The following is a 22202-nucleotide window of genomic DNA, read 5'->3' as shown; positions in this document are numbered from 1 at the left end:
ACCGACACAAGGAGTCCCCCCTATGACTGGACGTCTCAACAACGCCCAGCCCTACGCCCTCGGCCTGTTCCGCATCATCGTGGGCCTGCTCTTCGCCTGCCACGGCGCCGCCTCGCTCTTCGGCGTCCTCGGCGGAGCGATGGGCGGCGGCACCGTCCCCACCGGCACCTGGCCCGGCTGGTACGCGGCCGTCATCCAGCTCGTCGGCGGCGCCCTCGTCGCCCTCGGCCTCGGCACCCGCGCCGCGGCCTTCATAGCCTCCGGCTCGATGGCCTACGCGTACTTCAAGGTCCACCAGCCGGAGGCCCTGTGGCCGCTCCAGAACGGCGGCGAACCGTCCGCGATGTTCTGCTGGGCCATGCTGCTCCTGGTCTTCACCGGCTCCGGGGCGCTCGGCCTCGACCGGCTCTTCACGGCACGCGGCGAGACCAAGGCTCAGAGGCCGGCCGCTTCGGCGTCCGAGCCGGAGCCTGCTGCGGCTTGATGCATGGCCTGCGTGACGGCTTGACCGCTTGACCGCTTGATGGGGGTGCCGGCGCGCCAGTGCCGGTATCCCCTCACCTCCCCCGGTGACCCGGCGACTCGAACGGCACCGGCTCAGCCGACGCCGGCTCGAACGGCACCGGCTCGAACGGCACCGTGAAGCACGCGAGCCGGGCGCCCGCTCCGCCCGGCATCCCGTGCAGCACCACGGACCGCGCCCCGCCGGGCCTGAACTCCCAGCCCTGCCACGCGGTCGCCGCCCCCGCACCGTGTGCGTCCGTGGTGAAGTCGAGCCAGACCTCGTTCTCCGGGTTCGCATAGGCCGGGTCCTTCGACGGCCGCACCGGATCCTCGCGGTGCTGGTAGTGCCCACCCGCCGCGGCCGGATCCCCGCCGCACTCCCCCTGGTGCACATGCGCGCCGTACACGCGCCCCGCGGCCAGCCCCTCGACCCGCACACTCACGCTCATGCGACCGTGCCCGCCGCGCTGAACGACCTCGATCCGCGCTCCGGCGGGCACAAGCTTCATGTCGTACGTGACCGCCGGCGACGCCACGAAGGCGTTCGGCGGCGAGAACCGCGCCGCTTCCCGCACCTCGTGACGAGCCGGCTCCGCCGCCCCACGGCCCGCCGCCCAGCCGCCCGCAGTCCCGTGGCCCGCAATTCCGTTGCCGCCCGTCCCACTGCCGCCCACCCCGCCGCCGGCCGCGAGCACGACCGCCGCCACCGCTCCCGCCACGATTCCTGCCGCCATCGCCCGCTCCTCCAGCTCACGCTCTCCCGCTCGCGGGTCCTCCCGCTCCGTAGTTCGTACGGGGTTACCGGGGCGTACCGCGCCTGCGACGCGGCACCCGGGTGAACGCGACGTGGAGAACACCTGAGCCCCTGGTGACCCTCCAGCCACAACCGAGGCGTACGCTGTACAGCTGTCATCAGCCGCCCCTGCCGCTCCCCGCGACATCGCGGCGTCCATCGCTGACCGGGGAATTCACGAACACGGATCACGGGGGGGTCGCGGTGCTGGAGAGTGTGGGGTCGCTGACCGGCGGTCCGTGGATCTACGCGGTGGTGGCCCTCTCGGTACTGCTCGACGTGTTCCTGCCCGTCCTGCCGAGCGGCGTCCTGGTCATCACCGCGGCCACCGCCGCGGCGGCCGGCACGGGGACGGCGGCCGGGCAGGTGACGCCCGAGGTGCCGTCCATCCTGGCGCTGGTCCTCTCGGCGGCCACGGCGTCGGTACTGGGCGACCTGGTCGCGTACCGCATCGCCTGGCGCGGCGGCGAACGTCTCGACCGCGCGATCGCCCGCTCCCGCCGCCTCACCAGCGCGCAGGAACGTCTCGGCGGGGCGCTGGCGCGCTCCAGCGGCGGCATCCTCGTGGTCATCGCCCGCTTCGCCCCGGCGGGCCGCTCGATCGTCTCGTTCGCGGCGGGCACGGCTCATCGCCGGGTCCGCGAGTTCCTGCCGTGGTCCGCCCTCGCGGGCGTGGCCTGGGCGGGCTACAGCGTGGCCCTCGGCTACTTCGGCGGCCAGTGGCTCGGCGCGAGTTGGCTGGCCACGGGGGTGTCACTGCTCGCGTTGTTCGCGGCGGGGGCGGGGGCGGCGTTCCTGATGCGGCGACCGGCGGCGGAACGGGCGAGCTGACCCACCCGAGGCCCACCCCAGGCCCGCCCCGGGACCTGACTCGGCCCCTCGCCTAGGCGGCCGGCTCCTGGGCCAACTGGCCTCCCTGGCCGCGGATTTCGAGCCCGTCGAGCAGCTCGGCGGTCGCCTGGGCGACGACGTCGACGGCCCGGTCGAACACCTCCTTGTTGTGCGCGGCGGGCGCCCTGAAGCCGGACACCTTGCGCACGTACTGCAGGGCTGCGGCCCGGATCTCCTCCTCGGTGGCCTCTTCGGGGAGGACGGGCGGGCGAAGGGTCTTGATGCTGCGGCACATGCCTCCAGTCTCGCGCGCTCCGCCGCCCTCGCGCACACCTTCGCAAAGAACCTGCGTTCGAAACACACGTACGAATGAACACGCCGGCCATCGCTCGCCTCAAGAAATCGAACAGGCGTAGCATTGCCGCGTGGCAGCGACCTATGACTTCCCGAGTGACCTCCTGGCAGGCCAGGAGGAGCTGCACCAGGTCAGGGCGGAGCTCCTGACCCTCCTGAAGCGGCTTCCCTGGTCGGTGGACCCCCTCGACGGGTTCAACGACGACCACGGCTGGCGCAAGCGCGAGCGCCCCGCATCCCCTGGCTGGACCCCGGACGAACAGGCCGAGGTCGAAAAGCTACGGCAGCGGGAGCGCGAGCTGGCGGTCTTCGTGACGTGCCACCGCTACTGGAAGGACGTCTCGGGCCCGGACAAGGTGGATGCCCGCATGTACCTCAAGCGGACCCACGAGGCCGACGCCCCGGAGTGACCGAACCCCAGGATCACCCCCCAGCGACCCTCAAGCCGCCTCACGCATGGCGGCGGCCCACTCGACCACGAGAGCTTCGTACTCCACTCGTTCCTCCGCGCTCAACCGCCCCCCGGCGCGCAGCCAAAGGGCACGTATCTGCTCGTTCACCTCGGCGGCAGGCCGCACGGTCGCGGATTCGGAAGTCGTGGCCATGACGTGAAGCCTACGTCCACGCACGTGAAGACTGCGTGAAACCCCCTCGGAGTGACGGAAGTTACGACGTCACGCGCACCGCGAGACGACAAAACGCCCACCCCACGCAGACATTCCACCCTCCTCCGAGCCCACATAACGGAAGACCCCTTCACAACTCCTTCACGTGGCACATAATGCCCCTTCTGCACACGTACTATCCCAGGGGGGACTACGGCATGCGCACGCGCACGACCGTCGCCGCACTCGCCGGCACCGCACTTCTCGCACTCACGGGCTGCGGAGCCGAAACGGTCAGCAACAAACCGGCAGCACCCCGAACCGCAACCGGAACTCCCACCCCCACCGCAAGCAAGGCCGCCGCCGAGACGGCGAGCCTGCCGAACATGACCGGCAAGGGCCTCCAGTACGCCCAGGACGAGGCGCAGGCGGCGGGTTTCTACGGGCTCACCTCCCATGACGCCCTCGGCCGGGGCCGCATGCAGGCGTTCGACCGCAACTGGAAGGTGTGCGCGCAGACCCCCGCGGCGGGCAAGCACCCCACGGACACGGAGGTCGACTTCGCCGCGGTCAAGCTGGAGGAGGCGTGCCCGTCGAAGGACGCGGGCAAGCCGCAGCCCGCCGGATCAACGATGCCCAACTTCAAGGGCAAGTCGGTAAAGGCGGCGCGCGAGGCCCTGGACAGGGCCTACAGCATCACGGTGAACGACGCGACCGGCCAGAACCGCATCGTGTTCATGGAGTCCAACTGGCAGATCTGCACCCAGTACCCGCCCGCAGGTACCAAACTCGACGGCCGGCCGGTGAAGTTCAACGCAGTGAAGTTCAACGAGCCCTGCTGACAAGGGCCGCGGCCGGTCGCGGGCCCAACTGGAGCATTCAGTCTCAGCCAGGGCTTCAGGCAGCCCAGCAGCGGACTGATTTCCGCGTAACACTGGCCCAGCCCCGCCTCGGACGATATCCAAGGCGGGGCTGGACAGTCGAAAGCAAGCCACCTATTGTTCCGCGACTGGCTTCGAATTCCGCCCGGACGGCTTCAGTCATCGTCCGTCGCGCGGGCGCGACTTTTCATCCTGACCGCGCCTCCGATCGCACACGCAGCGAGGAATACAAGCACGACAGGGATAAACGACTCGATACCCATTTGCCCGAACACGACGCCTCCTCGGCGATCACCACGCAACCCCCGGCAAGCGCAACTCGCGCCTGCGCAGCCGCCGACTCCTCGACGGCACCCTCAAAAAGAACTCTCTTTCTCCCGGTCAGCGCGTCCGCCGCGTCCGCCCCCAGGCCTCCGCGTACCGATCGTCTCAGACAATGCATCAGGCCTTCACAATCCGTCAACGGATCACGGGCTATTTGAGGTTCACCTGAGTTCCAGGAAACGGAATTACTCAATCCCGTCCGGAGGCCAATGCCGGCCACAACAACGAGGGCGACGCGTGGCGCACGGGCTTTGGGTGAAAGCTGTTACGGGGCGAGCGATCGCCGCCTTCCAACCCGCCACTCACCCACAACGCTCACCACGATTCGGCCGGCCCTCGCGAACAGCGCCCCATCCATCCCGGAGTCTGAGCGCCCCCGCCGGAGGCATGTCCTGTGCCTTCCGTTTCCCCTCAGCAAGGCTCTCTCGCTCCAGTTGCGCGACCGGCGCAGCAGGGGGACCGGCGCGGGGCGGAGACAGGAGCGCAGGGCCCCGGCGGTGAGCCGGGGAGCGCGCGACGGGCGGAGCGTGGAGCCTTGATGAAGCAGGGAACCAACGTGGCTTCCGAACGGGTCTTGATCGCAGCGAGAATGCGGCGGCCCGGCCCGAGATCGTGTGCTGCTCGATCCCGCCAGGTGCGAGGAACTCGAAGCTCCTCAACTCGTCCGCCTGCAAGGCGATTCGGCCCAGGAACTCGGGAGTGATCTGCCCTCCGCCGAAGAGGTGCAGGACCTTGTCTCCCTTCGGCCGCGCCGTGAGCCCATTCGACGGCCGGCAAACGACCGAGTGGAGGGGCGGTGGACGCGCACGTCGTCCAGGACACGCGGCGCGAGGCGGTGAGCCACATGGACCGGCTGCCCAGGAGGAGGCGCGACCGTGGGTGACCACGGGCGTTGATGTCAGCCCCGGATGCCGAAGACCCCCGGCCGAGAACGGCCGGGGGTCTTCTCCCAGGTGGGCGCGGACGGTTTCGAACCGCCGACATCTGCCTTGTAAGGGCAGCCATGATCCGAAGCGGAGGCGCCCAGGTCACTCCGGCTGTAGCGGCAGCCCAGGTGAACGGCGCGTCTCGACTGCACCGAGCCGTCATTGACCGTGGTTGACCGCACGATGTGGCACGGCTGTGGCACACGACCGCTTCGTCCCGAAGCAACTCGGGGGAGGGGCTGAGCTTGGCCAAGTGCCGCGCTGAGCTGCCGCGTTGGTTCGCCGTTGTCCGCGCCTGTTCGGCGCCGTCCGTCGGCGTTGTCACGCAGTTAGACACTCACCGAGTACCGTCCTGTCCCGGCGGCCACCTTCTGATCCGTAGCTCTAGCCATTTCGGTCAGCGACGGTCATTCCGGACACTTCGAGGCGCTGGAGGGGTGGCAGCGGACAGGGGCGGTCGATGGGGTTGCGGTACTGCGCTGCTGTACAGCCCGCTTCGCCGGCCGATGAACCAGAACAATCACCAGCGGTTACAACACGCCCTAGCCGCGCCGGGTGGGAACCTGCTGCCAGCCGTCGACCGACCTGGTGACGAACAGCAGACGGTAGACCTCGCGGGTCCATACCGTGGCCCCTTCCCCGTGCTCGGGGAGCTCCTCGAGCGCTTCCTCTTCCGAGTCGTAGCTGTACTTCCGGCCCTTCGAGTCCCGGATCATCCACTCTCTGCCGGGCAGTCCCGCGAGTCCCATAGCCATGACGATCTTCCCTCCCCTTGGTGTGGGCGAGATCGTAGCCGCTGTGGTCTCGGTAGGCCGACGATAGGCTTTTGTGCTGTGGCGTCATCCTTATCAGGTCGGTGACTGCGGACTGTCGACGTCGACCAACCAGGCCTGAGCCTCGGCCGATCACCCCTTGAGGTCCAGCCTCGGTCGCTGCTGCTCGCTCTTGTTGGTGTCAGCCGCTGATGTCGGCCGCCGCACGGCTAGTTCAGGCGCGTAGCGTTCTCGTCGGCCATGTCACGGGGTGAACCGCTCGGGGTGGAAGTCCGCAAGCATCTTGTCTCTCTCCCCGCTGAGGATCTCCGAAGCAAGCAGGCGGCCGACTACCGGCCCGAGTGTGATGCCGCTGTGGGAGACGGCTTCGTAGTAGCCCGGCACAGACGACACTGCTCCCACTGAGGGGAATCCGTCGGCTGGGATCGGTCGGTTGGCCACACGTGTCTGTGCGATGCGACCGCTGCCCAGATCGGGAACGACCTGCCGCGCCGATTCGTGGAGCAACCTTGCGAGTTCCGAGGGATCTTCGCCGGTGTCGATGAGTGCGTCGATCTCGCGGCTGTGGAGGACCACCGAAGAGTTCCCGTCAGGACGGATCTCGATGTGAGGAGCGTGCATGGCCCGGCGAACCGGGACCTGAGCGCAGCCGATCCGCGTGACGATGCCGGGCTCCCGGCGCATCGGCAATCGCCGCGAGACGAGCCCGGCCACGTCGGCAGCGTCGGGGCCCGCCGCGTTCACGACGACGTCGACATCGAGACAGCTCCCGTCGGACAGAGCAACTGACCGGATGCTCCCGTCGGCACCGGTGCCGATGTCACGGACTGTGGTGCCGAATCGGTGCTCGGCTCCAGATGTGACGGCCTTGCTCACCAGGCGGCTGACGAGATGACGTCCGTGCACCCAGGCTTCGTCGGGGTAGAACACGACAGGAATGCCGTCGGGCAGTGTGAGAGCAGGTTCGAGGCGGCGACGTACCTCGGCTCCTGTGCACACTTCGACCTGGTAGTTCCAGCTAGTCAGGAGTTCTGCTGTTTTCAGGAGCTTTCTCTCTGCTGCGGCGTCGGCTGCCCACCGTAGGTGGCCGTCGGAATACCACCAGGAGTCTGGCCCGATGGTCCTGGCGAGCTCGCGGTGCGCTTCCATGCCCGCGACGTTCAGGTCGAAGTAGGACTTGCGCGCCGTCTTGTTGCTGGCATTGGCCCATGAGAAGGACCAGTTGGTAACTCCTTCACCTGGCTGGCCTGCGTCGATGAAGACCACTTTGATACCGCGTCGGGACAGGTTCCATCCCACGCTGGCTCCGAGGACGCCTACTCCGACGACAGCAACACGTTCAGGCTTCACGAACGCCTCCTTCCCCTTCCCAGATCGCAGCAACCCGCCACTCACCCCAGCTCCCATCCCGTCTGCCGTCGACCCACACACCGTGGAGCGGGCGTGGTTCATGGCGTCCAGGTGGAGCGCGCCACTGTACGAACGACCTGGACGCCATGGGCCGCGTCTGCTCGGCTCTGCCTGGGTCGATGGCAGACGGGATGGGAGCCCACCACGCTCACCACGAACCGGCCGGCACTCGCGCACGGCGCCCCCGCCATCCCAGAGTCTGAGCGCCCCCGCCGGAGGCATGTCTTTGGCCCGCGGATGACGTTCTCGCTTCCGCCCGCATGCACGCAGCGCGCCGCCGGGCGCGGCCAGCCGGGGCGCAGACAGGAGGCAGGCCGCGCCGCAGAGGCGGCGCGCGCCCGCGCCGTGCGCGGGCCTTGATGAAGTAGAGAAAGTTCCACCGCGCTGCCCGGCTCAGAGCACAAAGGGCTCATATGCGATAGCTCGGTCTACGACCTTCTCGGCGCTCGGCTCGGGGTCGAAGTCCCAGTAGATGTAGTTGCTGATGTGGGGACAGCTCAGTCCCGCCTTCAGGGTCTCCAGGGCTGCAGCAACTTCGGACTCATCGGTGATGCTCCCGTCCATGAGCCCTTGAACGAGCACTACCGCTTCGTCGCGCGTCACGCCGTGAGCAACTGCCGGCCGTCGTGGCTGCGGACGTGAGGGCCTGCGTCGTCCAGGGCGTCCAGCAGGCGGATCGCGAAGACCTCTGACATTCGCTCGGACACCTCTTCCGGGGTGAGCCATGCGACCGCGGTCGATTCCTCCGAGGTGCGCTCGGTGCCGCCAGACGGCTTGCAACGGAAGACCAGGGCGACGATGCCTCGGGTCGTGTTCTTGTAGACCCCGGTGAGCTCGTCCACTTCGACGTCGATACCCGTCTCTTCCCAGACTTCGCGCCGTACGCCGGTCTCGGGGGTCTCGTCGAGTTCGAGCACGCCACCAGGAAGTTCCCAAGTGCCGTTGTCCGCACGGCGGATCGTCAGGAGTCGGCCGTCCTCGCGGACTACCGCTCCGGCCACCGACACGGAGTGCAGTGGCGTTGACTGGCCTTCCTGGGCGCTGTTACTCATGTACAGGAGCATAGGAGGAAGAGAAGGACTATGGGAACTGCGGTAGGAGAGGGGAGGGCCGTACCTCGGTACGTGCAGATCGCTGAAGACGTCGTTCAGCAGATCAGGGCTGGAGTCCTCAAGCCTGGCGACATGGTGCCGAGCGAGTCGGAGCTCGTCGAGCGCTATGGCGTCTCCGGCGGGACGATTCGTAAGGCCATGGTCGAGGTGCGGGCCAGTGGGCTCGTCGAGACCCGGCACGGCAAGGGTTCGATCGTGAAGGATCGGCCACCGGTACGGCTCCGCTCATCGGACCGCTTCCGGCGTTCGCATCGGCAGGGCGGCAAGGCCGCGTATCTGGCCGAGTCCGCGCAGTCCGGCGCCGCCGCCAAGGTGAGCGTTCTGTACATCGGGCCCATGGAGGCTCCCGCGGATGCTGCCGAGCGGTTGGGCGTGGCGGCCGGCACTCAGGTGCTCGCCCGGCGTCGCCTCTACTTCCGTAACGGAACGCCCGTCGAGACGGCTACGTCGTACCTCCCGTGGGACGTCGTGAAGGACATCCCCGAGCTGTTCGCCGAGAACCCCGGCGGCGGTGGCATCTACGCCCGACTCGAAGACCACGGGCACGAGTTCGCCGAGTTCGTCGAGACGCTACAAGCGCGCCCGGCTTCCAAGGCGGAGTCATCGGAGCTGGCGCTCAGCCCCGGTGCTCCGGTGATTCATCTGATCCGGGAGGCCCTGACGACCGAGGGCCGCGTGGTCGAGGTCTGCGACACCCTCATGGCCGCTGACCAGTTCGTTTTCAGCTACCGGATTCCTGCCGCCGACTGACGCACACTCAACTCTCTGCAGCCCGCCGTGACTTGTTCGTCGCGGCGGGTTGACTCATGTATAGGAGTGATGCACTCTTCTTCATGTCACTCATGTACATGAGTGACGGAGTCCAGCCTCTATAGAGGAGTGATCCGCTGTGCGTCAGATCCCCGTCGACACCTCCACCGCCACCGTGATGGTGGCCAAGTCCCCGCAGCCCAAGGTCAAGGACCGCCGGACCGGCGAACTCGCTCAGGACGTCGAGACCGGCGCGACCTTGTTCGTCGTGGACGTGATGTTCGCGGTCAACGACGAGGTCGAGATCCTGTCGGTGACCGTTCCGGAGCCGGGTATCACCGGTGAGCTTCAGATGGGCACCCCGGTCGGCCTCACTGGGCTGATCGCCCGGCCGTGGGAGAACGACTTCGGCAACGGCAAGCGGCATGGCATCTCGTTCCGCGCGGTGGCCGTGACTTCGCTCGTCGCGGGTGCTTCGAAGCCGAAGGCGGCCTGATCATGACCGGCTACACGGTCGCTCTCCTGGTGGTCGTCGCTGCCGCAGTGCTCCTGCGGTGGCGGCGCCCCGCCTGGTACTGGATGTCCTTCGGGGTCACCCTCGCCGCTCTGCGAGTCGCCGTCCGCTACACCTCGGTCATGGACGCCTGCGGCCTCACGGTCCCGCCCTCCCATTGGCGCCTGACGCTGGCCCGGATGGCGAACCGCCCAGTCCCCAACTCCCGCGCCCCGCGCATCCTGCGCATCCGCCCGACCCGGACTGGCCTGGTCTTACGGCTCAAGCTCCGCCCCGGGCAGGACGCCTTCGACGTCGCCGCGGCCACCGACCGGCTTCGCCACTCGTTCGCCATGTACGGGGTCACGTCCCGTGAATTGCGCTCTGGCGTGGTCGAGTTGCGGATGACCGGTTACGACGTGCTTAAGCGGGTGCAGATGCCCGCCAAGACCGACCCGGCGCCGATGCGCATCCCGGTCGCCCTGCGCGAGGACGGTGCCGTGCACTACCGCGACTACCGTGCCGTCCCGCACGCGCTCACTCTCGGCGCCACCGAGTCCGGCAAGTCCGTCTATCAGCGCAACCTCGTCGCCGGGCTCGCCTCGCGTGATGTGGCCCTGGTCGGCATCGACTGCAAGCAGGGCGTTGAACTCTTCCCGCTGGCCCGCCGCTTCTCCGCGCTGGCCGACAACCCCGACACCGCCGCCGACCTGCTCGACGCGCTCGTGACGCACATGGAGGACGTCTACCAGCTCATCCGCGCTCACCAGCGCATCACCGCGGACACCCCGGACGAAGAGATCGCCTCCGACATCTGGCACCTGCCCGACGACCTGCGCCCCGTGCCTATCGTGGTCCTGGTCGACGAGGTCGCCGAACTCGCACTCTTCGCCACCAAGGCCGAGGAGAAGCGCCGGGACCAGATCATCACGTCCCTGGCCCGCCTGGCCCAGCTCGGCCGGGCTGCCGGCATCTATCTGGAGATCTGCGGCCAGCGCTTCGGCTCCGAACTCGGCAAGGGCATCACGATGCTCCGCGCCCAGCTCACCGGACGGACCGCACACCGCGTCAACGACGAGTCCTCGGCGAACATGGCTTTCGGCGACATCGCCCCGGACGCCGTCCTCGCCGCGATCCAGATCCCCACCGATGCCCCCGGCATCGCCGTCACGGGCGACTCGTCCGGCGGCTGGGCCCGTATCCGCGCCCCGCACACCTCGCTGCGCCAGGCCGTGAACCTCTGCAACAAGCACGCGGACCGCACCCCGGATCTGCCCGAACTCGCCGCCTTCCGGCCCACGCTGCCGCACCTGGCCACAGTTCCCGCCCCGGCTGCCGAGACGGTCCCCTCCGCGGCCTAGCTCACCCCCTTGCCCCGGTCGGCGCGACCGCCTTCGCGCCAGGTCCCTACCCGAGCCATGCCCGAACTCCCCGAAGGAGGTGAAGACATGAACCGCTCGATCCGCCCGGATGCAGTCCTCGTACAGGCCGTGATCGCTGGGGCCCTGTCCTTCGCCCACCTGCACGATCTTGCCGCCGCTGCCGGACAGGACGGATGGAAGGCGTGGGCCTACCCGATCAGCGTCGACCTGCTGCTCGTCGCCGCCTGGCGCCGACTCCGCAGCGACGGCCCGTCCCAGCTCGCCTGGTGCTGGTTCCTGATCGCCCTGGTCGCCTCCCTCGGCGCCAACGTCGCCACCGCCGGATTCCTCGACCTGGCCCACCCTCCGGCCTGGCTGCGCTTCGGCGTCGCCGGATGGCCCGCACTCGCCTTCCTCGGCGGCACCCTCCTCGCCCACACCGCTCACGCGGTCGAGGACCCGGGACCGGTCGTGCCGGCCGAATCCGCCCCGGCCGTAGCGCCCGAACGCGTCGCCCCGACTCCGGAGCCAGAACCCCTTCCCGCCGTCGTGCCCGATCCGGCTCCGGCTCTGCCCGCCGCTGCCCCGGCACCCGTGCCGGTTCCGGCCCCGCTGGTCGACCACGCCCGCAAGGTCGCCGACGAACACCGCACCCGCACCGGCACCCCGATCGACACCGACACCCTGCGCGCCCGCCTCGGCGTCCCCGCCCCGATGGCCGACGCCATCGCCGCCCAACTCACCTGAACAGAACCGGAAGGAAGCCCCGGATGACCAACAACCCGGCCGGCCTGACGAGCACTGACTACCTCGACGGCGCACAGGAGATGCACGCCGCCGGACGCCCCTACCTGGCCCACCTCCTCGCCGAGGTAGCCGCACAGCGCACCACCGACCCGGCCACCGCACACAGCATCCGCGCACAGTTCCCCGACCCCACCCGGAAGGACTGATCGACATGCCTGCCCGCGACTTCTTCCACTCCGTGATGCAGATCGGCCCCGTCCAGATCGGCACCCACCGCGACCGCCACGGCCACACCAAGCACGCCGCCGTGTGCAGCGCCGACCGCTGCGGCTGGTCCTCCGACTACTCCAGCCAGGCCGCCGCCCAGCTCCCCGCCCGCACCCACCGCTGCAACGTCCACTAGGAGGCCACAGCCATGGACGTCCCGCTCTGGCTCGCCCTCATCGTCGTCGGCTACCTCGGCATCAAGCTCATCCGCCCGCCCTGGTGGCTCGTGGCCGTGCTCCTCCTCAGCGGCTACCTCCTCGCCGACAGCGTCTTCGGCCCCCTCATCGACACCGCCGTCAAGTAACCGCCCACCGAAGGGAGATCCACCATGCTCCGCCCGAAGATCCCGACCATGCCCCAGCCGACCGGCCTCGTCACCCACCCCGCCGTCGTCGAGCCGACCACAGTCGTCCAACAGGTCCCGGCGGCCCCCGCGCCCATGCCCGTCGCTCCGGCCCCGGTCTCGACCCGGCCCACGGTCCAGCTCACGCCCGGCACCGTGCTCGCCCTCGTCGGCGGCGGTACGGCCGTGGTCCTGGTCGTCGGCGCCGTCCTGGTCTCGATGCTCCTCGCCGTCGCCATCACCGGCGCCTCGCTCGCCATCTGCGCGCTCGTCATCCGCTCACTGATCACCTCAGAGCACAGGCGCCGCTGAACGGCCCCGGAGCGGCCTCTACCGCCAAGTTTCGTCCGCTCCGGGAGCCGTTCCCCTACCCGATCTCTCAACCGGAAGGAACACCCATCATGACCGACCGCGCCCTCCCCACGCCCCGAATCTGCCCGGCCTGCGACGGCTTCGCCTCCGCCGCCATCACCCTCGGCGGCCGCGACCACGACGGACACCTGCGCACCATCACCGCCCACTGCACGGCCTGTCACGGCACCGGCACCCGCACAGCCCGCATCGCGACGCTGGCCGGGGGCCGCGCATGACCGACACCGCGACCTTCGCGGGCCTGGACCCGATCACCCTGGGGGACCTCCTCAGGGTGGCCGGGTCGGACGGCTTCGACCGCTGGCAAGACCAGATCCACCGCACCGGAGGCTGCGCCGACCCGATCCACCTCACCGGCTGGTCCCTCACCAAGGACAAGACCACCGGCCAGACCCTGCACCACTACTCCACCGAGAGTGAGCCCGGCGGACGGCTGCGCATCGCCTGCGGCAACCGCCGCGCCTCCCGATGCCCCTCCTGCGCCTGGACCTACGCGGGCGACACCTACCACCTCATCCGCGCCGGGCTCGCGGGCGACGACCGCCGCGACATCCCCGCCACGGTCCGCGAACACCCGCGCGTCTTCGCCACCCTCACCGCACCCTCGTTCGGACCCGTCCACAACCGGCCCAGCTCCGGCCGCTGCCGCTGCGGCGTCCAGCATCCCGAAGACGCGCCGGAACTCGGCACCGCACTCGACCCCGCAACGTACGACTACGCCGCCGCGGTCCTGTTCAACAACCACGCGGGCGACCTATGGATGCGCTTCATCAACCGGCTACGCCGAGAGATCGCCGCCCGCGCCGGACTCTCACAGCGCGAACTCAAGGACACGGCCCGCCTCTCATACGGCAAGGTCGCCGAGTTCCAAAAACGCGGCGCGATCCACTTTCACGCCGTGATCCGGCTCGACGGACCCGATGGGCCTGAGACTGCGCCCTCGTCGTGGGCCAGCGTCGACCTCCTCGCCGACGCGATCCGCGCCGCGGCTGCGCACTCGTACACCTCGGTCTCTCTGCCGGCCGTTTCAGACCAGCCCGCCCGAACCTTCTGCTGGGGCAAGCAGCTCGACGTACGACCTGTGAAAGCGTTCGGAGACGGCTCCGACATCACAGAGCAGGCGGTCGCCTCTTACGTCGCCAAGTACGCGACCAAGGCCGCGGAGAACACCGGCACCCTCGACCGCCGGATCGGCGAACTCGCCGAACTCGACCGCCACGGCGTCCCCGACCACGCCCGCCGCCTGATCACCGCATGCCGCGACCTCGACGGCCTGTACCCGGACCGGCGCCTGTGGGGATGGGCCCACATGCTCGGCTTCCGCGGCCACTTCAGCTCCAAGTCCCGCCGCTACTCGACCACCCTCGGCGAACTCCGCCAGGCCCGCGCCGACTTCCGCGCCGCACAGGAACGCGAAGCCCTCGATACGCCCGACTTCGAGCCGGACACCGTCCTCGTCCTGGCCGACTGGCAGTACGCCGGCCACGGCCATACCCCCGGCGAATCCGCCCTCGCCGCCACCATCGCTCGCGGACTCCAGCTCAACCGCGAAACCGCCCGCGAAGCCCTACGCGACCAGCTCGCCATCGAAGGAGCCGCAGCATGAAGGACCGTTACCTCAGTGTTGACCAGGTGGCCGAACTGCTCGGGACCTCGGCGCGTTTCCCCCGCCGCCTGGTAGCCGAGCGACGCATCACCTTCGTGAAGGTCGGCCGTCATGTCCGCATCCCGGAGAGTGCCGTGGACGCGTACATCACGGAGCACACCGTGGAGCCGATCAGCTGCCGTACCTCACGCCTCAAGGCGGTGGCCTGATGCCCAACGACAAGGGGCGCCGTCGCCGCTTCGGATCCGTGCGCAAGCTGCCCTCGGGGCGCTTCCAGGCCCGCTACCGGGGCCCTGACGGTCTGATGCGCACGGCTGACAACACTTTCGCCACGCAGACCGACGCGGACCGCTGGCTCGTCAAGCAAGAGGCAAAGATCCTTGACGGCGACTGGACGAACCCTGACGTCAAGATCGCGTTCGGCGACTTCGCAGAGGACTGGTTCAAGGACCGCGACTATGCGGCCACCACGCGGGAGCGCAACGCTGTCGTACTCAACCGATTCATCTTGCCGACGTTCAGCGATCTCCCGCTGCGGGAGATCACCACCCCGCAGGTACGGCGCTGGCGTACAGACCTGATCGAAGCGGGGGTCGGTGCGGCCAGCGTCGCCAAGGCGTACCAAGTCCTCCGCGCGATCCTGCACACGGCCGTCGACGACGGACTGATCGAGCGCAACCCGTGCCGGATCAAAGGCGCCGGATCAGTCACGCACACCGAGCGGCCGTTCCTCTCCGTTCCGGAGGTGTACCGCCTGGCCGACGCTGTTCCGCCCCACTGCCGCGCGCTGATCCTCCTCGCGGCGTTCTGTGCGCTCCGCTTCGGCGAGCTGGCGGCCCTCCAGCGCCATGACATCGACCTGGAGGCCCATACCGTCTCCGTCCGCCGCGCCTACGCCGAGACGCGCGCCGAAGGCCTCATCGTCAAGGCTCCAAAGAGCGCGGCCGGTGTCCGTACCGTCGCCTTTCCGGCCTCCCTCGCAGAGGAGTTGGCGCACCACCTGGCCGAGTACGCCGATGCCGGCCGAACTGGGCTCGTCTTCGTCGGGGCCCGCGGTGGCGTCATGCGCCGGAACAACTTCCGACGGATCTGGCTCCGCGCGCTCGCCGCGACCGGCCTGGGCGATGTCCACTTTCACGACCTGCGGCACACCGGCAACACCCTCGCCGCGACCGGCGGCGCCTCCACGCGCGAGTTGATGCACCGCATGGGGCACTCGTCCGTGCGGGCAGCGCTGATCTATCAGCACCTCGTCAACGGTCGTGACCATGTGATCGCCGACTACGTGGACGGTCAGATCAGGAAGGTGAAGCGGCCACCGCACGGCCCATCTGGCACGTGAGTGGCACGGCGCCGAAGAGTGGCCGCGAACGACTAAGGCCCAGGTCCCCGGATTCGCACCGGTTGACCTGGGCCTTACTCATGTCCCGAGACTGGTGGGCGCGGACGGTTTCGAACCGCCGACATCTGCCTTGTAAGGGCAGCGCTCTACCACTGAGCTACGCGCCCGGGATGATTCGACAGCCTACCTTGCCCGTGGCGGTACCCCGCAAACCCGTATCGTCCGGCAAAGTCCCAGGGCCCAGAGCGAACTATCCGGCCCGTGTGTTCGTCATTAACCGGTGGGAGAATGACAGCGGGCAGGGCGGATGAGTGCACGGGCGAGGGCAGCACGGGAGAGGGTAGTGACGGCGACACCACCGATGCGGCCGTATGCGCCGTCCATGCGACCGCGCGCCGCGCTTCGCGATCTGCTCGGGCTCGTGCTGCTTCCGCTGCCTCTCGTCGCCGTAGCCGTCGCTGTGGCGCCGGCCGCGTTCGCCGGGGGCGGCACCCGGCGCTGGTTCGGGCGCGGGGAGGGCCAGCGGGCGGAGGCGCAGGCCGCCAAGGACGCCGCCGCGGCCGCGTTCTACGAACTCGACACCGCCCAGCGCGATCTGCGGATCTCCATCGAGACGATCACGGCAGTCGACGACTCGCCCGCCGCGCGCCGCACCGTCTCCGACTTCGAGGACCTCGGCCGGCGCATCGACGAGGCCAGCCTGCAGTACATCACCGCGGTGGACGCGCACGACCTCGACCGGGACGACCTGGAGGCCTCGGTCGCCGCGCGGGCACGCGCCGAGCTGAGCCGGGCCAAGGACGAGCTGACCAAGGTGAAGCTGGACCTCGACCGGTTCTCGCAGGGCCTCGGGCCGCTGCTCGGGAAGGCCGAGACGCAGCTGGCGCGGCTGGCCCCCGCCGTCGAGCGGGCGCGGCAGGCGCTCCTCGCGGCGAGCAACTCACTGGACGCCGTGCGCGGCGCCGGGCTCAAGGCCGACGGTCTCGCCGCCCGCCTCGCCGCCCTCGGCCCCGAGCTCACCCGGCTCAATCAGGGCGCGGGCCGGCACGGCGTGCCGGAGACCCTGGAGCGCGCCGAGCGGGTCGCGCGGGATGCGGAAGCCGTGCGGGCCGAGGCACAGCGGCTGCCGGAGCGCGCCGCCGAGATCGACCGCCGCCTCGTCTCGCTGCGGACGCGCGCGCAGGCCCTGACCACGCGGGCCGGGCAGGTAGAGCCCGTCCTGAGCGAGCTGCGCAGACGGTTCTCGGCCCAGTGCTGGCAGGACCTCCAGCATGTGCCGGAGCGCGCCGCGGAGAACGTACGGCAGGCGGAGCGGAAGCTGGCCGAGGCGCGTACGGCGCGGGACGAGCAGCGCTGGCCGGACGCGACGTCGCTCCTGTCGACGGTGCGGGCGCTGCTGAACACGACGGACGAGGACGTGTCCGCCGCCTCCGACCGGCTGCACCGGCTGAACGCCGTGGCGAAGGACCCGCAGCAGGAGATCGACCGGACACGGTTCGCCATCCGGGACGCGCAGCGCCTCGCCATGTCGGGGCGCAGCACGCCCGAGCCGCGGCACGCCCGCCCCCTCGACGACTCCGTGGCCCGCCTCGACCGCGCCGTCGCCGCTCTCGAGGGCCGCCATCCCGATTACTGGCACTTCCTCACGGAGACGGAGGCCGTCCGGCAGACGGTCGCCCGCGTCGTCGCGCAGATCAGGGAGGACCGCGGCGCCCCGTCCTGAGCTGCCGCGCTCCTGCCTGGCCTCCGGGCCCCGTCCCTGTTGGCGCCCTCGGGGCTACGGGCGGATCCTTGAGGTACGTACGTGCAAGGGAGGCGATCATGGCCACGCATATATCCGAGAACCGCCCAGCCCCCCGCTTTCGGCACCAGCGCGTCATTCTCGACGATCATCTGCCCGTCGACCACAGCCTCAGCAAGGTCTACCGGATAGGCGCGGGCCTGATGGGGCTCGTACTGGTCGCCTTCGGCATCCTGGGCCTCATCGACCAGATCGGATTCTTCGACACCGGCGGCGACAAGATCGCCGGCCTGAACACCAACGGTGCCCTCAGCGTCCTGTCGATCCTTGTCGGCGCACTGCTGTTCGCCGGCATGGTCATCGGACGGAACGTCGCCTCGACGATCAACCTGACCGTCGGCATCCTGTTCATCCTCAGCGGCTTCGTGAACCTCGCCCTGCTCCAGACCGACTACAACTTCCTCGCGTTCGAGATCCAGAACGTGCTGTTCAGCTTCGTGGTCGGCGTGATGTTGATGGCCTTCGGGATGTACGGGCGCGTGAGCGGAACGCTGCCGCACGACAACCCGTACTGGCGCGCGCGCCACCCGGAATCCGCCGCCCGCGAGGACCGCGCCCGCGCCGCCCGGCAGCCGCACCCCACCCCCGAGGTCGCCAAAGCCCCCGGGGGCACCGGCGCCAGCGAGACCACCAAAATCACCGATGGTCCCGGGCCGCCGAGAATAATTGATAAATAACCCGCCCACGTGCGAGGCTGCCCCCATGACGCGCAAGGACAGGGGCAGCCCTCGTACGGAGGGCCCGCGCACGGACAGTGCGAGCCGGGACGGCACGCCAGGGGTCTCGTACACCGGGCGCGGCGTCCACCGGATCGTCGTGGAGGCGCTCGCCCGGCGGATCTTCGACGGGACGTACGCGGAGGGGGACCTCCTCGACCTGCCGGGCCTGATGGCCGAGCTGGACGTCAGCCAGACCGTGCTGCGCGAGGCGATCAAGGTGCTGACCACCAAGGGTCTCCTGGACGCCCGGCAGAAGCGGGGAACGTTCATACGCCCGCGCGACGACTGGAACCTTCTCGACAGCGACGTGCTGCGCTGGACGATCGACTCCGGCGCGCCCGGCGCCTTCTTCACCGATCTCCTCGAACTGCGCCGCGCCGTCGAGCCCGCCGCGGCCGCGCTCGCCGCACTGCACCGCACGGACGCGGATCTCGCCGCCCTCGACGCCGCACTCAGCGCGATGGCCGCCGCCGAGCGGACACCCATGACCGCCGATCCCGTCATGACCGACAGCGACCCCGTTCTCGCCGTGCGCGCCGACGCCTCCTTCCACACGGCGCTCCTCACCGCCTCCGGCAACCCCTTCTTCGCGCAGATGCGGCGCGTCATCATCCCGGCCCTGGTCGTACGGGACCGGCTCGTGCACGCCGGACGGCACGAACACCCGCTGCCCGCCCACGCCCTGGTCGCCGACCGCGTCCGCGCGCGGGACCAGGACGGCGCGTTCGCGGCGATGCTCGACGTGATCGAACTGTCCCGGCGCGGCCATCCCTGACACCTCGCCGCCGCACCCCCGTAACACCCCGAGAGGAACCCCTACGTGAAGATCGCCCGCATCGAGACCTTCCTCGCTCCGCCCCGCTGGATGTTCGTCCGCGTGGAGACCGACGAAGGGGTCGTCGGCTGGGGTGAGCCCGTCGTCGAGGGGCGTGCGGAGCCCGTGCGGGCAGCCGTCGAGGTGCTCGCCGAGTACCTGGTCGGCCAGGACCCGCTGCGCATCGAAGACCACTGGCAGGTCATGACCAAGGGCGGTTTCTACCGCGGCGGGCCGGTCCTTTCGTCCGCTGTCGCCGGGCTCGACCAGGCCCTGTGGGACATCAAGGGCAAGACGTACGGGCAGCCCGTGCACCAGTTGCTCGGCGGACCGGTGCGCGAGCGGATCCGGGCGTACGCCTGGGTGGGCGGTGACGAGCCGAGCGAGGTCAGGGACGCGGTGAGCGCCCAGGTCGAGGCCGGGTTCACGGCGGTGAAGATGAACGCCAGCGGGCGCATGACGCCGCTCGCCACCCGCGAGGAGGTCCGCGCGTGCCTGCTGCGCGCGGAGACCGCCCGTGAAGTCCTGGGCGACGAACGGGATTTCGCGCTCGACTTCCACGGCCGCGTCTCCCCCGCGAACGCCCGCCGGCTGCTCCCCCTGCTCGCCGAGTACGCGCCCCTGTTCGTCGAGGAGCCCGTCCTCTCCGACCACATGCAGGCCGTCCCCGATCTGGTGAACGCCTCCAACATCCCGATCGCGCTCGGCGAACGGCTCTTCACCCGGCGGGAGTTCCTCGCCCCACTCCAGGCCGGCGTCGCCGTGGTGCAGCCAGACATCTCGCACGCGGGCGGCATCTCCGAGCTGCGCCGCATCGCCGCGCTCGCCGAGATGTACGGGGCTCACATCGCGCCGCACTGCCCGCTCGGTCCCGTGGCCCTCGCCGCGAGCCTCCAAGTCGCCTTCACCACACCGAACTTCCTCATCCAGGAGCAGTCGATCGGCATCCACTACAACAAGGACGCCGAGCTCCTCGACTACGTCTCCGACCGCGAGCCGTTCCGCTTCGTCGCGGGCTCGCTGCTGCGCACGGAACGGCCCGGCCTCGGCGTGGACGTCGACGAGGCGGCCGTACGCGCGGCCGACGCCAAGGGCCACGCCTGGCGCAACCCCGTGTGGCGGTACGAGGACGGCTCGTTCGCCGAGTGGTGACCCATGAAACGCCCTGCGAAACGCCCACCCATGAAAGGAACCGAGGAGGAGCACCATGGACTTCACTACCGCACTGCGCGCCGAGCGCCTCGTGGCGATCGTCCGGGGAAGCGACGCCGACGCGTCGTTCCGTACGGTCATGGCCCTGGCCGAGGCCGGAATCCCGCTGGTGGAGGTGTCCCTCAGCGGCCGTGACGCCCTCGACGTGATCCGCAGGGCGCGGGCCGAGCTCGGCGACGACGTCTGGCTCGGTGCCGGCACGGTGCTGACCGCCGAGGACGCCCGCGAGTCGGCCGCCGCCGGGGCGAACCTCATTGTGACGCCCGGGCTGGGCGCCGGGGTCGACGAGTCACTGCGGCAGGGCCTGCCCGTGCTCGCCGGGGTGCTCACGCCGACCGACGTCATCGCGGCCGAGGCGTCCAGGGCGACGGCCCTGAAGATCTTCCCGGCGTCGGCGATGGGCGGTCCGTCGTATCTGAAGGCGCTGCGGGGGCCGTTCCCCCGGACGCCGTTCGTGCCGGTGGGCGGGGTCGACGCGGCGGCGGCGACCGCCTATCTGGAGGGCGGCGCCATCGCGGTCGGGGTCGGCTCACCCCTCATCGGCGACGCGGCGGACGGCGGGGACCTGGGTCAACTGCGCAAGCGGGCGGCCGAGTTCAAGGCGGTCTGCGGATGACGGCGTCGGGTTCGGCGAGCTCCGCTTCAGCCGGGGCCCCCGCCTCCCCCATCGACGTACTCACCTTCGGCGAGACCATGGTCGCGCTGCGCGGCCACGGTCCGTTCAAGCTGGGCGGCTCGATGGACCTGTCCGTCGCGGGCGCCGAGTCGAACGTCGCCATCGGTCTCACCCGGCTCGGCCACAGCGCCCGCTGGGCGGGCGCGGTCGGCGCCGACGAGGCGGGCGAACTGGTCCTGCGCACGCTGCGCGCCGAGGGTGTCGACACGTCCTGCGTCACCCGTGACACCGGCGCCCCTACGGGTCTGATCCTGTTCGAGCCGCGGCTGCCCGAGGTGACGCGGGTGCAGTACTACCGTGCGGGCTCGGCGGGTTCACGGTTCGACGCCGACCGCGTCGAGCGGGCCTTCGCGGCCGGTCCGCCGCCCCGCGTCCTGCATCTGACGGGGATCACGCCCGCGCTCAGCACCTCCGCGCGCGACGCGTGCCGACGCGCCCTGCGGCTCGCCCGCGAACACGGCGTTCCGGTCAGCCTGGACGCCAACTACCGCTCCCGGCTTTGGAGTTCGGAGGCGGCTGCCGCGGAACTGCGCGACTGGATCCCGTACGTCGATGCCCTCATCGCCTCCGACGACGAGCTGCCGCTGTGCGCGCCGCCCGGGCCCGACCCGGTCAAGGTCCTCCTCGATCTGGGGGTGCGCGAGGTCGTCGTCAAGCTCGGCGCCGACGGGGCGATCGCCCACTCGGCCGACGGTGAGCTACGTGTCCCGGCACGGCCGGTGCGCGCCGTGGACGCGGTCGGGGCCGGTGACGCCTTCGTCGCCGGCTATCTCTCCGCGCTCCTCGACGGCGCGGACACCGCCGGGCGCCTCGACCGGGCGGTGACGACGGGCGCCTTCGCGGTCGCGCAGCCGGGCGACTGGGAGGGGGCACCCACACGGGCGGAACTCGGGCTGCTCGGGGCGGGCCGAGGCACGGTCGTACGCTGACGCCCGCGGGGCACGGCCAGCTAACCTGTGCCCATGCCACGCTACGAGTACCGCTGCCGGACCTGCGGCGACACGTTCGAACTGAGCCGCCCCATGGCCGAGTCCTCGGCCCCCGCGGACTGCCCCGCCGGCCACGACGACACGGTGAAGCTGCTGTCGACGGTCGCCGTGGGCGGCACGACATCGGCCGCCGCACCGGCCCGCCCCGCCGGCGGCGGAGGCGGGGGCTGCTGCGGCGGGGGTTGCTGCGGGTGAAC

General features: G+C 70.1%; 30 protein-coding genes and 2 tRNA genes. 23 read left to right on the top strand and 9 right to left on the bottom strand.

Annotated elements, in window-relative coordinates; genetic code table 11:
• Positions 1-22: 22 nt before the first annotated feature.
• A complete protein-coding gene (locus OG574_RS31405; RefSeq protein WP_326775951.1) occupies positions 23-484 on the top strand; it encodes a DoxX family protein in 462 nt (153 codons plus the stop codon).
• A gap of 73 nt (positions 485-557) precedes the next feature.
• Here OG574_RS31405 and OG574_RS31400 read toward each other — a convergent pair whose 3' ends face one another.
• On the bottom strand, positions 558-1238 hold the full coding sequence (locus tag OG574_RS31400; RefSeq protein ID WP_326775950.1) for a superoxide dismutase family protein: 681 nt from the start codon (positions 1236-1238) through the stop codon (positions 558-560).
• Between the two features lie 263 nt (positions 1239-1501).
• On the opposite strand from OG574_RS31400, the gene OG574_RS31395 reads away from it, so the two are divergent.
• Positions 1502-2128 carry a DedA family protein gene (locus OG574_RS31395; RefSeq protein ID WP_326775949.1) on the top strand — a complete coding sequence of 209 codons (627 nt, stop codon included), beginning with the start codon at positions 1502-1504 and terminating at the stop codon, positions 2126-2128.
• A 52-nt stretch (positions 2129-2180) separates the two neighbouring features.
• On the opposite strand, the gene OG574_RS31390 is transcribed toward OG574_RS31395, so the two are convergent.
• The gene (locus tag OG574_RS31390; protein WP_326775948.1) at positions 2181-2423 is read right to left on the bottom strand and encodes a DUF2277 domain-containing protein; all 243 of its coding nucleotides are present in this window, start codon (positions 2421-2423) and stop codon (positions 2181-2183) included.
• A gap of 130 nt (positions 2424-2553) precedes the next feature.
• Here OG574_RS31390 and OG574_RS31385 point away from each other — a divergent pair, with 130 nt between their 5' ends.
• Positions 2554-2892: a hypothetical protein gene (locus OG574_RS31385; protein ID WP_100591957.1), complete on the top strand. Its 339-nt coding sequence runs from the start codon at positions 2554-2556 to the stop codon at positions 2890-2892.
• 30 nt (positions 2893-2922) lie between these two features.
• Here OG574_RS31385 and OG574_RS31380 read toward each other — a convergent pair whose 3' ends face one another.
• Positions 2923-3087, bottom strand: coding sequence for a hypothetical protein (locus OG574_RS31380; protein WP_326713197.1), 165 nt, complete (start codon positions 3085-3087; stop codon positions 2923-2925).
• Between the two features lie 218 nt (positions 3088-3305).
• Between OG574_RS31380 and OG574_RS31375 the strand changes: the two genes are divergently transcribed.
• Positions 3306-3929: a PASTA domain-containing protein gene (locus OG574_RS31375; RefSeq protein WP_326775947.1), complete on the top strand. Its 624-nt coding sequence runs from the start codon at positions 3306-3308 to the stop codon at positions 3927-3929.
• Positions 3930-5246: 1317 nt separating this feature from the next.
• On the opposite strand, the gene OG574_RS31370 is transcribed toward OG574_RS31375, so the two are convergent.
• From OG574_RS31370 to OG574_RS31350, 5 genes are all read right to left on the bottom strand, one after another.
• Positions 5247-5317: transfer RNA gene (locus OG574_RS31370), tRNA-Val, on the bottom strand.
• Positions 5318-5760: 443 nt separating this feature from the next.
• Positions 5761-5973 carry a hypothetical protein gene (locus OG574_RS31365; protein ID WP_326775946.1) on the bottom strand — a complete coding sequence of 71 codons (213 nt, stop codon included), beginning with the start codon at positions 5971-5973 and terminating at the stop codon, positions 5761-5763.
• A 261-nt stretch (positions 5974-6234) separates the two neighbouring features.
• A complete protein-coding gene (locus OG574_RS31360) occupies positions 6235-7341 on the bottom strand; it encodes an NAD(P)/FAD-dependent oxidoreductase (RefSeq protein WP_326775945.1) in 1107 nt (368 codons plus the stop codon).
• Between the two features lie 453 nt (positions 7342-7794).
• Complete coding sequence (locus tag OG574_RS31355) at positions 7795-8004, bottom strand: e9imm peptide (RefSeq protein WP_326775944.1); 210 nt, start codon at positions 8002-8004, stop codon at positions 7795-7797.
• On the bottom strand, positions 8001-8465 hold the full coding sequence (locus tag OG574_RS31350) for an NUDIX hydrolase (protein ID WP_326775943.1): 465 nt from the start codon (positions 8463-8465) through the stop codon (positions 8001-8003). Before OG574_RS31350 ends, OG574_RS31355 begins: the two co-directional genes overlap by 4 nt.
• An 18-nt stretch (positions 8466-8483) precedes the next feature.
• Here OG574_RS31350 and OG574_RS31345 point away from each other — a divergent pair, with 18 nt between their 5' ends.
• The 12 genes from OG574_RS31345 (at position 8484) to OG574_RS31290 (ending at position 15794) form a co-directional block, all read left to right on the top strand.
• Positions 8484-9263, top strand: coding sequence for a GntR family transcriptional regulator (locus tag OG574_RS31345; protein ID WP_326775942.1), 780 nt, complete (start codon positions 8484-8486; stop codon positions 9261-9263).
• Between the two features lie 139 nt (positions 9264-9402).
• Positions 9403-9759, top strand: a complete 357-nt coding sequence (locus tag OG574_RS31340; RefSeq protein WP_326775941.1) for an SCO3933 family regulatory protein — start codon at positions 9403-9405, stop codon at positions 9757-9759.
• A 2-nt stretch (positions 9760-9761) separates the two neighbouring features.
• Entirely contained in the window at positions 9762-11117 is a 1356-nt protein-coding gene (locus tag OG574_RS31335; protein ID WP_326775940.1) for an FtsK/SpoIIIE domain-containing protein, read from the top strand.
• An 87-nt stretch (positions 11118-11204) separates the two neighbouring features.
• A complete protein-coding gene (locus OG574_RS31330) occupies positions 11205-11864 on the top strand; it encodes a DUF2637 domain-containing protein (RefSeq protein ID WP_326775939.1) in 660 nt (219 codons plus the stop codon).
• 23 nt (positions 11865-11887) lie between these two features.
• A complete protein-coding gene (locus OG574_RS31325; RefSeq protein WP_326775938.1) occupies positions 11888-12070 on the top strand; it encodes a hypothetical protein in 183 nt (60 codons plus the stop codon).
• Positions 12071-12075: 5 nt separating this feature from the next.
• Complete coding sequence (locus tag OG574_RS31320) at positions 12076-12267, top strand: mobile element transfer protein (RefSeq protein WP_326775937.1); 192 nt, start codon at positions 12076-12078, stop codon at positions 12265-12267.
• A 12-nt stretch (positions 12268-12279) separates the two neighbouring features.
• A complete protein-coding gene (locus OG574_RS31315; protein ID WP_326775936.1) occupies positions 12280-12435 on the top strand; it encodes a hypothetical protein in 156 nt (51 codons plus the stop codon).
• Between the two features lie 24 nt (positions 12436-12459).
• The gene (locus OG574_RS31310; RefSeq protein WP_326775935.1) at positions 12460-12786 is read left to right on the top strand and encodes a SpdD-like protein; all 327 of its coding nucleotides are present in this window, start codon (positions 12460-12462) and stop codon (positions 12784-12786) included.
• Positions 12787-12875: 89 nt separating this feature from the next.
• Positions 12876-13064: a hypothetical protein gene (locus OG574_RS31305; protein WP_326775934.1), complete on the top strand. Its 189-nt coding sequence runs from the start codon at positions 12876-12878 to the stop codon at positions 13062-13064.
• A complete protein-coding gene (repSA, locus tag OG574_RS31300; RefSeq protein ID WP_326775933.1) occupies positions 13061-14452 on the top strand; it encodes a replication initiator protein RepSA in 1392 nt (463 codons plus the stop codon). Before OG574_RS31305 ends, repSA begins: the two co-directional genes overlap by 4 nt.
• Complete coding sequence (locus tag OG574_RS31295; RefSeq protein WP_326775932.1) at positions 14449-14661, top strand: helix-turn-helix domain-containing protein; 213 nt, start codon at positions 14449-14451, stop codon at positions 14659-14661. Before repSA ends, OG574_RS31295 begins: the two co-directional genes overlap by 4 nt.
• Positions 14661-15794 carry a tyrosine-type recombinase/integrase gene (locus tag OG574_RS31290; protein WP_326775931.1) on the top strand — a complete coding sequence of 378 codons (1134 nt, stop codon included), beginning with the start codon at positions 14661-14663 and terminating at the stop codon, positions 15792-15794. The genes OG574_RS31295 and OG574_RS31290 overlap by 1 nt, the downstream gene beginning before the upstream one ends.
• A 92-nt stretch (positions 15795-15886) precedes the next feature.
• Here OG574_RS31290 and OG574_RS31285 read toward each other — a convergent pair.
• A tRNA-Val gene (locus tag OG574_RS31285) sits at positions 15887-15961 on the bottom strand.
• 215 nt (positions 15962-16176) lie between these two features.
• Between OG574_RS31285 and OG574_RS31280 the strand changes: the two genes are divergently transcribed.
• The 7 genes from OG574_RS31280 (at position 16177) to OG574_RS31250 (ending at position 22200) form a co-directional block, all read left to right on the top strand.
• Entirely contained in the window at positions 16177-17517 is a 1341-nt protein-coding gene (locus OG574_RS31280; RefSeq protein WP_326775930.1) for a hypothetical protein, read from the top strand.
• A 98-nt stretch (positions 17518-17615) separates the two neighbouring features.
• Positions 17616-18272 carry a DUF4383 domain-containing protein gene (locus OG574_RS31275; protein ID WP_326775929.1) on the top strand — a complete coding sequence of 219 codons (657 nt, stop codon included), beginning with the start codon at positions 17616-17618 and terminating at the stop codon, positions 18270-18272.
• 25 nt (positions 18273-18297) lie between these two features.
• Positions 18298-19089, top strand: coding sequence for a FadR/GntR family transcriptional regulator (locus OG574_RS31270; protein WP_326775928.1), 792 nt, complete (start codon positions 18298-18300; stop codon positions 19087-19089).
• A 45-nt stretch (positions 19090-19134) separates the two neighbouring features.
• Positions 19135-20280 (top strand): galactonate dehydratase, encoded by a 1146-nt coding sequence (gene dgoD / locus OG574_RS31265; protein WP_326775927.1) that lies wholly within the window; start codon positions 19135-19137, stop codon positions 20278-20280.
• A gap of 55 nt (positions 20281-20335) precedes the next feature.
• Positions 20336-20956: a bifunctional 4-hydroxy-2-oxoglutarate aldolase/2-dehydro-3-deoxy-phosphogluconate aldolase gene (locus tag OG574_RS31260; RefSeq protein ID WP_326775926.1), complete on the top strand. Its 621-nt coding sequence runs from the start codon at positions 20336-20338 to the stop codon at positions 20954-20956.
• Entirely contained in the window at positions 20953-21945 is a 993-nt protein-coding gene (locus OG574_RS31255; RefSeq protein WP_326775925.1) for a sugar kinase, read from the top strand. The genes OG574_RS31260 and OG574_RS31255 overlap by 4 nt, the downstream gene beginning before the upstream one ends.
• 33 nt (positions 21946-21978) lie before the next feature.
• Positions 21979-22200: an FmdB family zinc ribbon protein gene (locus OG574_RS31250; RefSeq protein ID WP_326775924.1), complete on the top strand. Its 222-nt coding sequence runs from the start codon at positions 21979-21981 to the stop codon at positions 22198-22200.
• Positions 22201-22202 lie beyond the last annotated feature (2 nt).

The organism is Streptomyces sp. NBC_01445 (genome assembly GCF_035918235.1).
Taxonomy (GTDB): domain Bacteria; phylum Actinomycetota; class Actinomycetes; order Streptomycetales; family Streptomycetaceae; genus Streptomyces.
This window is presented reverse-complemented; position numbering and strand designations above follow the sequence as displayed.

What these genes read in the sequence shown, in the direction of transcription:
- OG574_RS31270 (WP_326775928.1), top strand. Translation starts at nt 18,298, where the DNA reads ATGACGCGCAAGGACAGGGGCAGCCCTCGTACGGAGGGCCCGCGCACG.
- OG574_RS31275 (WP_326775929.1), top strand. Translation starts at nt 17,616, where the DNA reads ATGGCCACGCATATATCCGAGAACCGCCCAGCCCCCCGCTTTCGGCAC.
- OG574_RS31305 (WP_326775934.1), top strand. Translation starts at nt 12,876, where the DNA reads ATGACCGACCGCGCCCTCCCCACGCCCCGAATCTGCCCGGCCTGCGAC.
- OG574_RS31335 (WP_326775940.1), top strand. Translation starts at nt 9,762, where the DNA reads ATGACCGGCTACACGGTCGCTCTCCTGGTGGTCGTCGCTGCCGCAGTG.
- OG574_RS31330 (WP_326775939.1), top strand. Translation starts at nt 11,205, where the DNA reads ATGAACCGCTCGATCCGCCCGGATGCAGTCCTCGTACAGGCCGTGATC.
- OG574_RS31290 (WP_326775931.1), top strand. Translation starts at nt 14,661, where the DNA reads ATGCCCAACGACAAGGGGCGCCGTCGCCGCTTCGGATCCGTGCGCAAG.
- OG574_RS31280 (WP_326775930.1), top strand. Translation starts at nt 16,177, where the DNA reads ATGCGACCGCGCGCCGCGCTTCGCGATCTGCTCGGGCTCGTGCTGCTT.
- OG574_RS31255 (WP_326775925.1), top strand. Translation starts at nt 20,953, where the DNA reads ATGACGGCGTCGGGTTCGGCGAGCTCCGCTTCAGCCGGGGCCCCCGCC.
- OG574_RS31320 (WP_326775937.1), top strand. Translation starts at nt 12,076, where the DNA reads ATGCCTGCCCGCGACTTCTTCCACTCCGTGATGCAGATCGGCCCCGTC.
- OG574_RS31260 (WP_326775926.1), top strand. Translation starts at nt 20,336, where the DNA reads ATGGACTTCACTACCGCACTGCGCGCCGAGCGCCTCGTGGCGATCGTC.
- OG574_RS31380 (WP_326713197.1), bottom strand. Translation starts at nt 3,087, where the DNA reads ATGGCCACGACTTCCGAATCCGCGACCGTGCGGCCTGCCGCCGAGGTG.
- OG574_RS31350 (WP_326775943.1), bottom strand. Translation starts at nt 8,465, where the DNA reads ATGCTCCTGTACATGAGTAACAGCGCCCAGGAAGGCCAGTCAACGCCA.
- OG574_RS31375 (WP_326775947.1), top strand. Translation starts at nt 3,306, where the DNA reads ATGCGCACGCGCACGACCGTCGCCGCACTCGCCGGCACCGCACTTCTC.
- OG574_RS31250 (WP_326775924.1), top strand. Translation starts at nt 21,979, where the DNA reads ATGCCACGCTACGAGTACCGCTGCCGGACCTGCGGCGACACGTTCGAA.
- OG574_RS31390 (WP_326775948.1), bottom strand. Translation starts at nt 2,423, where the DNA reads ATGTGCCGCAGCATCAAGACCCTTCGCCCGCCCGTCCTCCCCGAAGAG.
- OG574_RS31365 (WP_326775946.1), bottom strand. Translation starts at nt 5,973, where the DNA reads ATGGCTATGGGACTCGCGGGACTGCCCGGCAGAGAGTGGATGATCCGG.
- OG574_RS31405 (WP_326775951.1), top strand. Translation starts at nt 23, where the DNA reads ATGACTGGACGTCTCAACAACGCCCAGCCCTACGCCCTCGGCCTGTTC.
- OG574_RS31315 (WP_326775936.1), top strand. Translation starts at nt 12,280, where the DNA reads ATGGACGTCCCGCTCTGGCTCGCCCTCATCGTCGTCGGCTACCTCGGC.
- OG574_RS31345 (WP_326775942.1), top strand. Translation starts at nt 8,484, where the DNA reads ATGGGAACTGCGGTAGGAGAGGGGAGGGCCGTACCTCGGTACGTGCAG.
- OG574_RS31295 (WP_326775932.1), top strand. Translation starts at nt 14,449, where the DNA reads ATGAAGGACCGTTACCTCAGTGTTGACCAGGTGGCCGAACTGCTCGGG.
- repSA (WP_326775933.1), top strand. Translation starts at nt 13,061, where the DNA reads ATGACCGACACCGCGACCTTCGCGGGCCTGGACCCGATCACCCTGGGG.
- OG574_RS31310 (WP_326775935.1), top strand. Translation starts at nt 12,460, where the DNA reads ATGCTCCGCCCGAAGATCCCGACCATGCCCCAGCCGACCGGCCTCGTC.
- OG574_RS31400 (WP_326775950.1), bottom strand. Translation starts at nt 1,238, where the DNA reads ATGGCGGCAGGAATCGTGGCGGGAGCGGTGGCGGCGGTCGTGCTCGCG.
- OG574_RS31325 (WP_326775938.1), top strand. Translation starts at nt 11,888, where the DNA reads ATGACCAACAACCCGGCCGGCCTGACGAGCACTGACTACCTCGACGGC.